Genomic DNA, 13,927 nt, shown 5'->3' on the forward strand with positions numbered 1-13,927 from the left:
GTTTAACGACTTAGACAATTCTTCGCGGTCGACTGATGTAGCGAATCGCGCGCTCGCGTCTAACAAAAAAGATATTCGAACGCGAGGACAGCCAGTCGGCATTGCCATAGCTCGCCGCGTGCGCCGCCCGGATCGACCAGGGTCACGCGATGGCGGTCACACAACGCCTCGATGGCGCCGATCACACCGATTGTGCGGGCTCCGATGATGGCGACATGGCGCTACTTTCGGTCATCGCTTAGACCTTAGCCGGAACAAAATCCTTTCCGACCGACATCGCGCGCGGGTCGAGGAGGCAATGCAGGATCGACGGCTTTTCTGATGCGAGCGCCCGCTCGAAGGCGGGAGCAAAATCTTCTGTGCGCTCGACTCGCTCGCCATGGCCGCCAAAGGCCTTGGCATGAAGTGCGAAGTGCAGCAGCGTTCCGACCACACGGCCCGGATATTCGCGCTCTTGATGCAAGCGAATGGTGCCGTATTGGCTGTTGTCAATAACGACAACGATGAGTGCCGCGCCATATTGCGCGGCTGTGGCGAATTCCTGGCCGTTCATTAGGAAACAGCCGTCGCCGGCAAAGCCACGACGACGCGGTCAGGATATTGCCGCTTGGCCATCACGGCGGCGGGCACACCATAGCCCATCGAGCCCGAGGTCGGTGCGAGCTGGGTCGCAAAGGCGTGGAAGCGATGATGACGATGCAGCCAGCCGGCATAATTGCCGGCACCATTGCAGACGATGGCATCCTTCGGCAGCCGATCGCGCAGCCAGACGACGACCTCGCCATATTGGAAATCGCCCGGCAGTTCGCGCGGCTTGCCGGTCCATCGCAGATAGTCGGCATACGCCTTGGCCGCTTCGCCCTTCCAGGCGGGCGCCGCGGACGGCTTCAACGTCGCAACCGCTTTTGCGAAGGCAACAGGGCTCGCCTGGATCGCAAGGGCTGGCTGGTAGACGCGACCAAGCTCATTGGCGCCAGGATGCACATGAACCAGCAGCTGCGTCGGCGAGGGAATTTCGAGGAGGGGGTAGCACGACGACGGCATTTCCGACAGCCGGCCGCCGATCAGAAGGATCAGATCGGCGCCGGTGATGCGCGCCTTCAGGCGCGGATCGGGGCCGATGCCGAGGTCGCCGGCATAGTTCGAATGATCGGCGTCAAAAAGCGAGGCGCGGCGGAACGAGGTCGCAACTGGCAGATCGAAGCGATCGGCGAATTGCGCGATGTTCTTGCTTGCCGCTTCGTCCCAGCCCGAACCGCCGAGCAGGACGATCGGCGCCTTCGCGCTCGCAAGCATTGCGCTGAGACGGTCGATGTCAGCAGGCGCGGACCAGGTGATCGCGGGCTCCACGCGCGGGGCATCGCTCACCGCGGCCATCTCGGCCAACTGTTCTCAGGCAGCGAGACCACCACCGGGCCGCGGCGGCCTTGCAGCGCGACGCGGAAGGCGCGGGCGACCAGTTCGGGAACGCGGTCGGGCCGGTCGATCTCGACCACCCATTTCGCCATGCTGCCGAACACGGCCTTGTAGTCGAGTTCCTGGAAGGCCTCGCGCCCGCGCATACCGGTGTCGACTTGGCCGATGAACAGGATCATCGGGGTGGAATCCTGCATAGCAATATGTACACCATGGCTGGCATTGGTCGCGCCGGCACCGCGGGTGACAAACCAGATACCCGGCTTTCCCCTGAGCTTGCCATAGGCTTCCGCCATCATCGCTGCACCTCCTTCGGCGCGGCAGATCATGACGTCGATGGGGCTGCCATGCATGGCGTCGAGCGCGGCGAGATAGCTCTCGCCGGGAACGCAGCTCACTCGCTCCACGCCCTGCGCCACCAGTTGATCGATCAGGATTTGGCCGCCGGTGCGCAGATCGCTTTTGTCTCCGTTCGATTGATTCATGTCAGCCCCCTCCAGGCGTTTGGCGATATGACCGAAGCGGCGTAGGACAGGCGAGACCACGGCACAGGCCGAAATGCATCGATGCCTAGCGTCCGGAGATCGGAATTATCTCGATGCGATAGTTGGGATCGGCGAGATTGGCCCTTCGCAGGCGCGTCAGTGCGTGTGCACGACTTAGGTGTGGTAGACGGCGTTCATCGCGTCGAAATCGCTCATCGACTTGTTGGCACTGCGACACAGCTAGATTTACGCGTTTACGTCTAAGGCGTGGAGCCGAGATTCTACAAAATTCCAACGAGGATAGCCCAGATTTAACCTGAGCGAATTGTTCGAAAAGGATTCGACATGGGTCCAGGAGACGCTGTGCCTGCGGGGCTCAGGCCGTCGTCGACAAGCCATTGCATTTTCGCTTTCATTGTAGCGCTGGTGCTGTGTTGCTGACATACGATTCACAAATCGGCGTGAACCCGTGAGCGTACCCGATGAGAAATATCGAGCGAATTTCGATCGGGGTCGCCGCAAGCGGCAGAGAGTGGTCTGGAGAGGCCAGATCCTGTTGCTAGCCGCAATGGATTGACGGCGGAAGGGCTTGCAGCAGCAGTCGGCAAGAACCTGCTTATCTTGCGCCGCTGGTCGGCGATATATCCTATACGTGCATTACTTTGCCAGGTAAGCGCCGATGAATGTCTGATTTGAGTCGAGAACGGGCCGGTACGCTCCCTCAGCAGCGGAAGCCACTCGATCACAATTGGCACCCTCGAGAGAATTGACAATTTCCGTTAAGTTGCTCGTACATATACGCACTCACCGACCACTTTTGTAGGAAAGCACTTTAACCGCGCCGGGGTCACACCTCCGACGTTTAAACCGGTGTCGATCCTGAATTCCCAACGATGCCAAGGGCACCGAACGACATGAACATCTTCATCGAGGTTATATTCGAACGGACGCGATGGACGCATCGTATAGGTCGCCCCGCCACCTGCGCAGATTTCTGCCGCCATGTGAGGGCATCGGTTGCGAACTGCGAAAACCCCCTTGTCCGTTAGAACAACCCCAATTGAGACGCGAGAAGCTGTCGTGACAATATTGAAGTGGTTTCGCTTAAGGTCGGCTATTCGTGCGACAAATAGCCAGTCGGCATCCAACCTTTCGAAATCATGTTCTGACTCGATATCGTTCATGTTGCATGCCTCTACAAGCGATTAAACGTTTCCTCAGCATTGAGCTGGGCTACGCGCTGACGGACTTCCCGCGGCAACGCCTCGAGCAGTTCCAAGGGATCCATCGCTTGAAACGGATAATTCGAGCCATAAAGAAGCATTGTCTCCGGGATAGATCCAAAGACACTCTCAATCATATTGGTGGGCGTTATATTTGAGTCAACAATAATACGGATATTCCTCTCCATGTAGCGCGATGGGAGTTCGATAACCCACGGGATATCAATACGATTGCTGCGCCATTCCGTATTGGTACGCCAAATCGAAGGGCCTACCCATTCTACGCCAACGCCAGAAAAAATTACTTTGAGCGTTGGAAGCTCTGCAAATACCCCATCGAATATCATGCTCGCGATATTTATCGCTGCAACCTGCCAGATCAACGATTCGTATTCACCCGGAAATCTCGGCCCGACTCCTGCCAACCAAGGAGTGCCTGGTACGCTTCCCTCAAACCCACTCGGATGGACAATAATTGGGAAGTTATTGTCAGCCGCCGCTTTCAAAATTGGTCGATAGTGGCTTTGTCCCAGATTGCTGAAAATCAAAGGCATTGCTAGCGCAACAACCCTGCTGTCGCCCGCGTACGATCTAATTTCTGCGACTGCCTCATCCGGTTCGTGGGGCGATACGGCAAGCGCCAAACGGTCGTTGACGGATTGCTTCAAATGAACATCGATGAAATACCTGTTCAGTGCCGCGGCATAAGTCGAGCACAGTTTAGTATCACACCAACCAGCACACGGCATGAATTGATGTGGGACGACTATCGAGCACTTCACGGCCTTGGAAACTTCATTTGCGTTACCTGCGAGCGGCGAGCTTGGCGAATGAGGGCCACCTGGGTGTATTGTTACTGCAGGCAACACAAATGATATTCGCTTGAGGCGGTGCTCCCATGCTTTTGAAAAAAATGGATACAACTCGGAAATCGTGGACGGGCCCGCGTGACGCTCGCAGTCGACAAACGATAATTCCATTCAGTCTACCCCGCTTTCGATCGATGATCCTTCTCAAGCTAGTAGCCGCGCTCCAAACGTCGCGACTGCGTTTTGCCACGCAACGCACTCTATTAGTTGTGATGGCAACTTGTTGCCGAGGATAAACTTTGGGTTATCCGTATCCCAATGTGGGTAATCGGAGCTAAACAGCAGCGTCTTGTCTGCGGAGATCGCGTCCAATAACGGAAATACGGCAGTTCGTTCGAACGGGTCATCGAATGGTTGCGTCGCGAATCGAAACTGCTCGATAACGTAATGGCTCGGCGGAAGTGGGATGCGTTCTCTCGCGCCCCCGCTCTGTTTCCAGGTTGCGTCCATCCGCCACATCAAGCCAGCCGCCCAACTGAACCCAAACTCCAAGAAGACAATTTTTAGCTTAGGGAACTTGGTTGCCATGCCGCTTAAAATAAAAGACGCAGCCGCCGCCTGTCCTGCCTGCACCAGGATCGAATGCCGCTCTGCGTAGGAGCGCACGATGCCTCCGGCATGTCCTGTTGAGTGCCATAGACTCCCCTCCATTCCCGTTGGATGAAGACAAATGGGCAGCCCGTGATCCACAGCCGATTCGTACAAGTTGGCCATCGCCGAGGCGCCAAGGCTCACTTCCGCTAGTGGCAGGTTAATACCAACAACACCTGGATGAGCCGCGAGACGCTCAATTTCGCGCACCGCATCAAGCGGGTTGTGAGGCGAGACGGAAATCAACACTTTGAATCGCGGATCTCGTCCATACCAACGCTCAAGGATGATGTCGTTCAAAGCACTTAGAAACTGCGACGTTGCAAAATCATCAGCCCAAGGAATGACTGTGGTAGCTTGCAACGGATGCAGAAGCACAGCTGACAAACCGTTGGCCTCCACGTGTTGAGTGATGGCAAAGTCTGGACTTGAGCCAGGGAGCTCGGTCTCGGACGGCGCGGCATCGAGTCTCAACGGATTTGTCGGATAGTGGCTACGGTTGGCATCACGTCCGGAATCGTAGTTTTGCCTAAGCAATGAAGGCATTACCTCATGGACCGCGCGCCTTCCGGCGATCGTCATTGCGTCGATGATATCCGTAAAGGGAACAAGAGGATGCACATCGCAGTCTATGATCGACTCTGGCCCCTTTTTCTGTTTGCTCGATGCACCATTTGGCGCTGCTACGCTCATCTTTTCCTCCCATCTCGGAGATTGACGGCTCGCCAATCGCAAGAAAGGCCAATCCTCCATACGGAAACGCCGGATCCGCCTATCATTGAGAAACTCAGCAGACGTCTCTCTCCGCTTTCTTCTTGAACTCCTTAAAAGCCACGCTTCAGATTAACCTTGTCGGCGCGCTCGCGTCGCGAGCTGCGCTACCAAAGCTCTTCTTCTTGCGCCTGTACTCTCTGCGCCTTTATTAATAATCGATTTTTAGCGCCCGAAGACTGCGGAATTCGAGATGGATTGTAGAAATTCTGCAATGCTTTCAATTTCGGCGCCTTGGGTATTTGTCGACTGCCCGGTTCCCAAGTAAACTCGGCGGACGCGAGGTCGAACGCGCCCTATAAAGGCACTTTGGGCGCTCCGCTGATTCCAAGACAGACCGACGCCGAGTGAAATGCTGGTTGCGGCCGAAAAGGACGTGCTGAGAAACGCTATGATCGTCGATCTCAAGCGTGATCTGTCAACTGCATGCCTGTGCTTTCGGTCGATGTTGCACTGTTGCGCGATCTCGAATTCCATGCCTTGGTGCATCACCTTGTGTCGGTCGTTATGGCTGAACTTGCAGGAGACCAACGCGCCATTGGCATACTAGGAGCTTGCTTTCCCAGAAGTTCCGTTGTCGGGGCACAAGATGCGATTGATGCAAATTTATCGCGGAGATCGAGCGTGTGGCGCCAGGCTTCTTTCGACCTCAAACGGCGGCTCAGGGACCTTCATGCTATTCGTCTTCACAAACGACTAAACGTCTCCTCAGCGTTTAGATGGGCTACGAGCGGACGAATGTTCTCCGGAAAGGTCTCTAGAACTTCCAAGGCATCGGCGGATTGGAACGGATAGTTCGAGCCATAGAGCAGAACTGTCTGTGGTACAGATTCAAAAACGCTCTCAATCATAAGGGGCGGTATCACGTTTGAGTCGGCGATAATGCGGATATTCTTCTCGATATAGAGGGATGGAAATTCGGTGACCCACGGAATGTCTACGCGCATGTTGCGCCACTCCGTATCCGTTCGCCAAAGGGCAGAGCATAGCCATTCGAAACCGACACCAGAAAAGATCACTTTGAGCATAGGGAGTTCTGAAAAAACACCGTCGAATATCAAATTTCCTATATTGATTGCTGCAACCTGCCAGATTAGGGCGTCGTACTCACCCGGAAACCGCGGGCCTATTCCCGCCAACAAAGGAGTGCCTGGCACCCTTCCTTCACATCCACTTGGATGGACAATGATTGGAAGATCGCTCTCAGCCGCAGCTTTCAAGATTGGTCTATAGTGGCTTTGCCCCAAATTGGAAAAGATCAAAGGCATTGCTACCGCGACCACCCTGTTGTCGCCTGCGTACGTTCGGATTTCTTTGACCGCGTCATCCGGTTCGTGGGGCGACACCGCAAGGGCTAAGCGTTGGCTGGGCTCCTGGTCCAAATAGACCTCAAGAAAATACCTGTTCAGTGCCGATGCATAAACGGAGCAGAGCTTGGTGTCGCACCAACCAGCAGACTGCATCACTTGGTGTGGGACGACTATCGAGCGGTTTTGAGGTTCAGGAGGTTTCGCTGCGCTCCGGGCGGAAGTTTCGGTTAGTAAGTGAGCATCGCCCGGATGAACTCTCAGGGGAGGCAACTCAAACGACATCCGTTTAAGCCGGTGCTCCCAAGCCTTAGAGAAAAACGGATACAACTCGCTAAGCGAGGACACGCCTGCGTGACGCTCACAGTCAATGATTGAGGATGCCATTTGACTACTCCCAGTTTGTCTTAAGCCAATAGCCGCGCCCCAAACGTCGCGATGGCGTTTTTCCACGCAACAGGCTCCAGGAATTTCGGCGGCAACTTGCCGAGAATAAACTTTGGGTTATCCGTATCCCAATGTGGGTAGTCAGAACTGAACAGTAGCGTTCTGTCTGCAGAAAATGATTCAAGTAAGGGAACGACTGGAGTGCGCTGCGGCAGTTCGTCAAAGGGTTGAGTTGTGAACCGAATCTGTTCAACGAGATAACTGCTGGGCGGAAGCGGCACGCGTTCCGTCGGCCCTCCCGTTTTCCGCCAGATCCCGTCCATGCGCCACATTAGCCCGGGCACCCAACTAAAGCCGAACTCGACAAATAGAATTTTGAGTTTTGGAAACTTAGCCGCCATACCGCTTAGGATGAAAGACGCAATTGCTGCTTGGCCTGATTGCGCCAAAATCAAATGACGCTCCGGATAACTGCGCACGATCCCTCCCGAGTGCCCTGGCGAGTTCCACAAATTCCCCTCCATCCCGTTTGGGTGAATGCAAATGGGCAACTGGTGGTGAACGGCAGCTTCATAGAACGCTGCCATCGCGGGATTGCCAAGGCTCAGTTCGGCAAGTGGCAGGTTGATACCAACGACGCCTGGATGAGACCCTAGCCGTTCAATTTCGCGTACTGCACAATGCGGGTTGTGTGGTGATACCGCGATCAGAATCTTGAATCGTGGATCTCGCTTGTACCATCGTTCAAGAACGAGGTCGTTCAAAGCGCTGAGATATTGCGAGGTTGGATAGTCATCAGCCCAGGAAATAACGGTGGTGGCTTGCAAAGCCAGCAGAAGCATGGCGGATATTCCGTTGGCCTCCACGTGATGAGTGATGGCGAAGTCTGGACTCGAGCCAGGAAGCTCCATACCGGACGGAGCAGCATCGTGCCTCAAACCGCCGGAGGGGTGTAAGTTACGATTGGCGTCACGTGCGGGGTTATCGCTCGTCCCCGGCAATTGAGGTATAAGTTCAAGCACCGCGCGCCGGCCAGTGCTTGTCATCGAGTCGAGCAGATCTGCTAAGGGAACAAGGGGATGAACATCGCAGTCTATAATAGACTCTGGCCCTCTTTTCCGATTATTTGTCGCGGTGTTCGGGGTGGCTACACGGCTCATTTTTCTTCTCCGATCTATGAGCACGCCGTCATATCGCCCGGCGAGGTGTCAAGTGCGGACGCAAGCAAAGTCAGATCGGGGCTTATTGCTTGAGAAACTCGATAGATACCTCCTCTACGCTCTTCTTCTCAAGATCAGCCCGCCCAATTAGTTTGATCAGTGCGGCATTATCAGTGCTTCGACGAGAGCCCGCTTAGGAACTCAGCGAGCTTCGGATTTTTTTTGGAGCATATCGTTGCGTACCACCGCCATGATCGGGTTTGGCGGAAAAGTTTCTTGTCGTCCTTGGGATCGGGCGCACATCTTTGGGACCCATGATATGTCTTCTACTGCATTGGCTTGTTCTTCGCGTTTCCCTGCAAGACTTGTTCTTCGCGTTTCCCTGCAAGAGATGTGCGACGCATGCCTCCGAAAATCGGCTGAAATTGAAGGTAAAATTGTGAGATTGCGTTCGTCTTAGCCCGATTTCGGCGCCGAAGAATGGTGGATCTCTGTCACTCGCCTGGGCTTGTTGGGGAGTGAGGGATACTGAAGTATACTGAAGTTGGGGGGCGCGTGCCAACGGCATGATCGCCGGTCTCGATGTGGCGTTGTGAACTGGCACCGCTGGACGAAGACACAGCGGCGGAAGGAGATTAAGGCGAACCGCCACTACTCTTAGGAGCCGCTTCTTCCAATAAGGCACAGCGTACGCATTTATTCTGAGCATTGGGGACGCAAGTGAGCTGCCTAATCCAATCCAAGTTCGCCGACAAGGTGGGCCGGAAGGCGACCGTGCTGGTAAAGCTGAGGCCGGTGCGATCCGCAGCGAGCTTGATGCATTTCGAGATAGCCTCCGCTTTCGTGTTGACGCTCCAGCTATATCGGTCCCTTGACGCGGATGATCGCGACGGTCGACCCCGGCCGCGACGCTGGCAATTACGGTGAAGATGACGCATAAGCCGTCAGCGATCGACGCGTCGTATCTGCGGTCTCTGAAGGGACACCGTGCGGAACCGAGAAGGTCTCCCGCGGAGACAGCGTGCGCGCCGGCGGGCACATCCACCCGCCGGCCCATCCTGTTCCGACATCTCAACGGCCTACCGCGCGGGCAGGAACGGACCGAGCGCGGCATCCGAAACGTATTGGTCGATCCGCGAGACGTGATCGCGGGTCAGGCCCGCGACACTCGGAACGCCCACCACACCGAGCGCGCGGCGAAGGTCCGTGACGAGGTCCTCAAAGAATGCGCTGACTACGTCCGCACCGCCGCAGGCGAGCGCGCAGACCACGGGACTGCCGAGCCCGACAGCCGCCGCCCCGAGACTGAGCGCGATCGCGATATCGGTCGCGCGGCGCACTCCTCCGTCCATGAGAACGGGGATCTTGCCGCCGACCGCATGGACGACCTCCTCGAGAACCTCGATCGTTCCCGGAAGCCCATCGAGGTGGCGGCCGCCGTGGTTCGAGAGAATGATCCCGTCGACGCCAGCCTCGACAGCACGTCGCGCATCCAGAGGCGACATGATGCCCTTCAGCAGAAGGGGGACACGAACGATCGACTTGAACCACTCGACGTTCTTCCAGCTTAGGGACACATCGTCACCCGCGTCATGCCTGCGGTCGCGCATGCGCGCCTGCCATTCCGGACTTCCATACCTCTTGAGATTGGCGAGCGTGTCCTCGACCGGTACGCGGTAGCCCGTCCGGACGATCCTCCGTCTCGCCACCTCGCCGTCGTCGACCGAAAGCACTACCGCCTTGTAGCCCGCCCTTTCTCCTCGCTCGACAAGGTCGGCCATGATCTCACGGCTGGGCTGCCAGAAGATCTGCTGCCAGCGCGCAGGCCCCGCCGCCGCCGCGACATCTTCAAGCGTGACACTCGATAGGCCGGTGAGCATGAATCCGACCCCGGCTGCCGCGGCTCCGCGGGCTATGCCGCTCTCGCTCTCCGGATGCACCGCCGCGATCCCCCCCGTCGGGGAGGCGAAAATGGGAGCATCGAGCTTGGTCCCCAATATGTCGACGCTCGTGTCGACCTCCGCGACATCGACGAGCACCCGGGAGAGCAGACGATAACGACCGAACCCGGCGCGGTTCGCGGCAAGAGTCCGCTCGTCGCCTGCGCCGCCGATCACGTGCGCGAACACACCCGGCGGGAGCAACTCCCGAGCGCGCTCGCGAAGATCGTCCGCAGTGTGCCCGCCCTGGATGTAAGTCCACTCAGCTTTCACGACGTCCACCTTCCCGTCACCTTCTTCGAGCCATCGGTACAAACCGGTCCGCAAGCCACCACTTTGAGGTTTTCCTTCGCTCGTTCCTCTCGCGCGAAGGGCAAGCATCTGGCGACGACGCTGAGCGCTGCTGCTTGTTCAAAGAATTTCCTGCGTTTCCGATTCATATCTGCTCCTTCTGCAACGGCGCCCATGCGTTCAGGCGCTCGCTTCTGGTAAGGCGGGCTATCTCCATCACTATATAGTAGGTCGACGCCAAGAAACCGCGTAAATCGGCTCGGGATCGCCGAAACCCTGCGAAAATGAGCGCTCCTTCTACGATAGGGACATGCTCCTACTCGGGCCCATTGGCGGGTGGATGCGAAAAACGCTGACCACGGAGACCGCGGCTGCACCGATGCGACCGCGGCACACTTATCTTTCGCGTCGCTCCAGCTTCAAGGACGAAGCCAAGCGCAAGGAAAAAGAAAATCGCGGCATGCGAGCCGCATGGGATCCATGTCCTGGAGCGCGCCACCGGCGGCAGATCGCTCTTCTCAATTGTTCCAGCCATGTGGCGGAATGGATCTGCAAGGGGAAAGCGGGCACGTGCGCCATTGAAGACTAGCACCGGCCGCACCGGTGTCGCCCGGCGCTTGCACGCGCGGAGCGCGGGCTCCAGCAGACGCTGCAAGGCAACCGGCGCGAAGAGCACCTATTCCTGTTGAAGCAGGCACTGTGGACGGACGAACATAGCGATGGGGCTCTTGCAGAATGCGACATCTCACGACCACGGGCACGGCTGAGAGCAGAGCGGGCGCCGCGTTCTCTCACATACCAGGACGGGAAGTCGAAGGCATTGATCAGAAGCGCGAGCTCCCGGATCGGGACCCAGACATGCTGGCTCTAAAACGCTGCTTCGTTGGCCAGCGGCGTCGCTTAGCGACCGCCGACTTAGCTTGCAGAAGCTCGCTCATTGCCCCTCCCTGATCTCTCGCAAATATCGGAAATAGCAGCCTAGTACGTCTCGACTTGATAGCGACCTTCGGCCCGCATAGCGTCTCGCAAGGCGTTCCAATGCAGCTCGTTGGAGCGACAGACATCGTCCAGCGCCGCGTCAATGCCCTGCTCCATGCCCTTTAGGCCGCAATCATAGATGTGGGTTGCCTATGAGCGCAGCAGTTCTGCGATATTGGTTTCGCCGCGCCGCATCAGGTCCTGCACGTACACCTTCTTCTCGCCGGGCACGCGGGAGTAGACGAAGTGCTAGCGCAATAGAGCGGCAGGCATGCCGCCATTCCGTGAAGCCGCGGAACGGGGCCGAGCCCGTCCCGGTGCAGATCATGACGATGTTGGCGGCGGGATCGTTCGGCATCAGGAATGTCGCGCCGAAAGGTCCCCTGACCTGAACCTTGTCGCCCTACTTGAGATCGCAGACGTAGTTCGAACAGACGCCGTTCGGCTCGCGCTTTACCGTTAGCGCAACATTGTTCGTGTTCGGTCGTTCGCCGTGGCGGGCTTGGCGATCGAATAGAGCCGCACGCGATGCGGCTTGCCATCGGCGAATACCCCGGGAGGCACGATGCCGATCGATTGCCCCCTCGGTGGAAACCCGCCGGCGCCAGTCATCAGGCTCACCCAAGGCGAGGCCTTGGGTGTAATCCTCGATGCGCATCGCAATGAACATTGCGAGCAGGATTCGCAAGGTTCGTACCAGTGCTCAACGAATTGCCACGCCGATTAAGCCTCCAATGAGATATTTTAGCTCATAACCTCTCTGCGTGCGTTGCAGATGCCTGGTGGGCTTGCTCGCGCGGTGCAGCAGCAAGATCACGAGCCACCTCTTGAGCGCAAAGTTCACGTCGGCCGGCGCGTAACCGAAGCCCTCGATCCGGCTGCGGACCCGATTCGGCCGGCCTGCCGCCATGAACGCGCTGGAACCAAAAGCTCAATAGGCGTTGAGGGTTGAGCACCTACTTTACCTCGTCATCAAGCTACTCAAATCGATACCACTCGTGTCGCAGATCACCATCGGAGGCCTCGCCTTTCGGCCAGCGACAATTGTCGAAAGGGAGCGTATTAGGAACTCAGCGGCCACAGCTCTGCAAGCCACGTTCAAGTAGTTGACGATTGTTTGGCGAGTTCGTCCATTACTTGCTTCGTCGCTCGATACGCCAGATCAACAATCTCGTCGATTTCACTCTCAGACACAACGAGAGGCGGCGCAAAACCGAGAATGTCTCCATGCGGCATTGCTCGTGCAATAAGCCCCCGATCGCGAGCAGCCTGCGAGATGCGAGCCCCCACTTTGAGCTGTGGATCAAATCGGCGCTTCGTCTGGCGATCCGCAACGAACTCGATCGCCCCGAGCAAGCCAACGCCTCTAACTTCGCCAACGATCTCGAGCTGCGCAAACCGTTCCTTGAGCCGTTTTTGGAAGTGGGAGCCCACGATCCTAGCGCGGTCGCTCAGTCGCTCCTTCTCAACAATGTCGAGGACAGCGTTGGCAGCAGCGGCTGCAATCGGATGGCCCGAATAGGTATACCCATGCGAAAATGATCCGACTCGATCGGCAGCTTCCTCCATGACGGAATAAACCCTCTCTCCAACTATCGCTGCCGAAAGCGGCACGTAGCCGGAGGTGAGACCTTTCGCGACCGTCACCAGATCTGGTTCGATCCCGTATAGGGTGCTGCCGAAATCGGCGCCGGTTCGACCGAATCCACAAATCACCTCATCGGCAATCAGAAGAACGTCGTGCCGCCTGAGCACGGCCTGAATTTCGCGCCAGTAGCCCGTAGGAGGCGGCGTGATCCCCCCCGTACCCAACACGGGCTCAGCAATGAAGGCCCCGACTGTTTCGGGTCCCTCCCGTACGATAAGCTCTTCAAGTTCGGCGGCACGCCGGAGAGAGAAAGCTTCCTCCGTCTCGCCCGGCTCAGCGCCCCAATAGTGGTGTGGTGTGCCAGTGTGCAAAACGCCTGGAAACGGGAGGTCCATGTGATCATGGTAGAACGACATACCAGTCATCGAACCGGAAATGACTGAGCAACCATGGTAGCCACGCTCGCGCGAAATGATCTTCTTCTTCTTAGGCCGGCCCCGCAGATTGTTATAGTACCAGACGAGCTTAGCTTGCGTTTCGTTCGCGTCTGATCCGGAGAGCCCAAAAAATACCTTGCTGGGCTTACCCGGCGCCTTTCGTACGAGACGATCCGACAGGATCGCGAGCTCTTCAGTCGTGTGAGCTGCGTATGTGTGGTAGTATGCAAGCTTGTAAGCCTGCCGCGCGATGGCCTCAGCCACCTCGGTCCGACCGTATCCAATATTTACACAGTAGAGGCCTGCAAAGCCGTCGATATAACTATGTCCCCGGGCATCTTCGATGCGGATGCCCTTCCCCCCAGTGATGATGGTAGCATCGCCGCTTTTGCCACTGGCGTATTCTTTGAGTTGGGTAAAAGGATGCAGAACAGTCGAGCGATCGAGTTGGGCGATTGTCTTAATATCAATCATAACAATTTCT

Annotated in this window: 9 protein-coding genes and 2 pseudogenes; 1 reads left to right on the forward strand and 10 read right to left on the reverse strand. The window is 57.1% G+C overall.

Translation table 11 applies throughout. The features are described 5' to 3' along the window. Positions 1-70: 70 nt before the first annotated feature. The 8 genes and pseudogenes from SO140_RS23715 to SO140_RS23750 form a co-directional block, all read right to left on the reverse strand. A pseudogene (locus SO140_RS23715) lies at positions 71-209 on the reverse strand (amino acid dehydrogenase); the annotation flags it as partial. 29 nt (positions 210-238) lie between these two features. Further along, a pseudogene (locus tag SO140_RS23720) lies at positions 239-1,901 on the reverse strand (thiamine pyrophosphate-binding protein). A gap of 779 nt (positions 1,902-2,680) precedes the next feature. Next, positions 2,681-3,085, reverse strand: coding sequence for a Rieske (2Fe-2S) protein (locus SO140_RS23725; RefSeq protein ID WP_498543206.1), 405 nt, complete (start codon positions 3,083-3,085; stop codon positions 2,681-2,683). Positions 3,086-3,096: 11 nt separating this feature from the next. Further along, entirely contained in the window at positions 3,097-4,104 is a 1,008-nt protein-coding gene (locus tag SO140_RS23730; protein WP_498543207.1) for an amidohydrolase family protein, read from the reverse strand. Between the two features lie 33 nt (positions 4,105-4,137). Beyond that, complete coding sequence (locus SO140_RS23735; RefSeq protein ID WP_498543208.1) at positions 4,138-5,277, reverse strand: amidohydrolase family protein; 1,140 nt, start codon at positions 5,275-5,277, stop codon at positions 4,138-4,140. A 764-nt stretch (positions 5,278-6,041) separates the two neighbouring features. After that, the gene (locus tag SO140_RS23740; protein WP_498543209.1) at positions 6,042-7,049 is read right to left on the reverse strand and encodes an amidohydrolase family protein; all 1,008 of its coding nucleotides are present in this window, start codon (positions 7,047-7,049) and stop codon (positions 6,042-6,044) included. 20 nt (positions 7,050-7,069) lie between these two features. Then, the gene (locus SO140_RS23745) at positions 7,070-8,209 is read right to left on the reverse strand and encodes an amidohydrolase family protein (protein ID WP_498543210.1); all 1,140 of its coding nucleotides are present in this window, start codon (positions 8,207-8,209) and stop codon (positions 7,070-7,072) included. Between the two features lie 1,079 nt (positions 8,210-9,288). Continuing rightward, positions 9,289-10,431 carry an alpha-hydroxy acid oxidase gene (locus SO140_RS23750; RefSeq protein WP_498543211.1) on the reverse strand — a complete coding sequence of 381 codons (1,143 nt, stop codon included), beginning with the start codon at positions 10,429-10,431 and terminating at the stop codon, positions 9,289-9,291. A gap of 349 nt (positions 10,432-10,780) precedes the next feature. Here SO140_RS23750 and SO140_RS23755 point away from each other — a divergent pair, with 349 nt between their 5' ends. Continuing rightward, a complete protein-coding gene (locus SO140_RS23755) occupies positions 10,781-11,029 on the forward strand; it encodes a hypothetical protein (protein WP_498543212.1) in 249 nt (82 codons plus the stop codon). Between the two features lie 792 nt (positions 11,030-11,821). Here SO140_RS23755 and SO140_RS23760 read toward each other — a convergent pair. Beyond that, complete coding sequence (locus SO140_RS23760) at positions 11,822-12,106, reverse strand: hypothetical protein (RefSeq protein ID WP_498543213.1); 285 nt, start codon at positions 12,104-12,106, stop codon at positions 11,822-11,824. A 410-nt stretch (positions 12,107-12,516) separates the two neighbouring features. Then, positions 12,517-13,917, reverse strand: coding sequence for an aminotransferase (locus SO140_RS23765; RefSeq protein WP_498543214.1), 1,401 nt, complete (start codon positions 13,915-13,917; stop codon positions 12,517-12,519). Between the last annotated feature and the right edge of the window lie 10 nt (positions 13,918-13,927).

The sequence above is a fragment of the Bradyrhizobium sp. UFLA05-108 genome, from assembly GCF_059803455.1.

What these genes read in the sequence shown, in the direction of transcription:
- SO140_RS23725 (WP_498543206.1), bottom strand. Translation starts at nt 3,085, where the DNA reads ATGAACGATATCGAGTCAGAACATGATTTCGAAAGGTTGGATGCCGAC.
- SO140_RS23730 (WP_498543207.1), bottom strand. Translation starts at nt 4,104, where the DNA reads ATGGAATTATCGTTTGTCGACTGCGAGCGTCACGCGGGCCCGTCCACG.
- SO140_RS23735 (WP_498543208.1), bottom strand. Translation starts at nt 5,277, where the DNA reads ATGAGCGTAGCAGCGCCAAATGGTGCATCGAGCAAACAGAAAAAGGGG.
- SO140_RS23740 (WP_498543209.1), bottom strand. Translation starts at nt 7,049, where the DNA reads ATGGCATCCTCAATCATTGACTGTGAGCGTCACGCAGGCGTGTCCTCG.
- SO140_RS23745 (WP_498543210.1), bottom strand. Translation starts at nt 8,209, where the DNA reads ATGAGCCGTGTAGCCACCCCGAACACCGCGACAAATAATCGGAAAAGA.
- SO140_RS23755 (WP_498543212.1), top strand. Translation starts at nt 10,781, where the DNA reads ATGCGAAAAACGCTGACCACGGAGACCGCGGCTGCACCGATGCGACCG.
- SO140_RS23765 (WP_498543214.1), bottom strand. Translation starts at nt 13,917, where the DNA reads ATGATTGATATTAAGACAATCGCCCAACTCGATCGCTCGACTGTTCTG.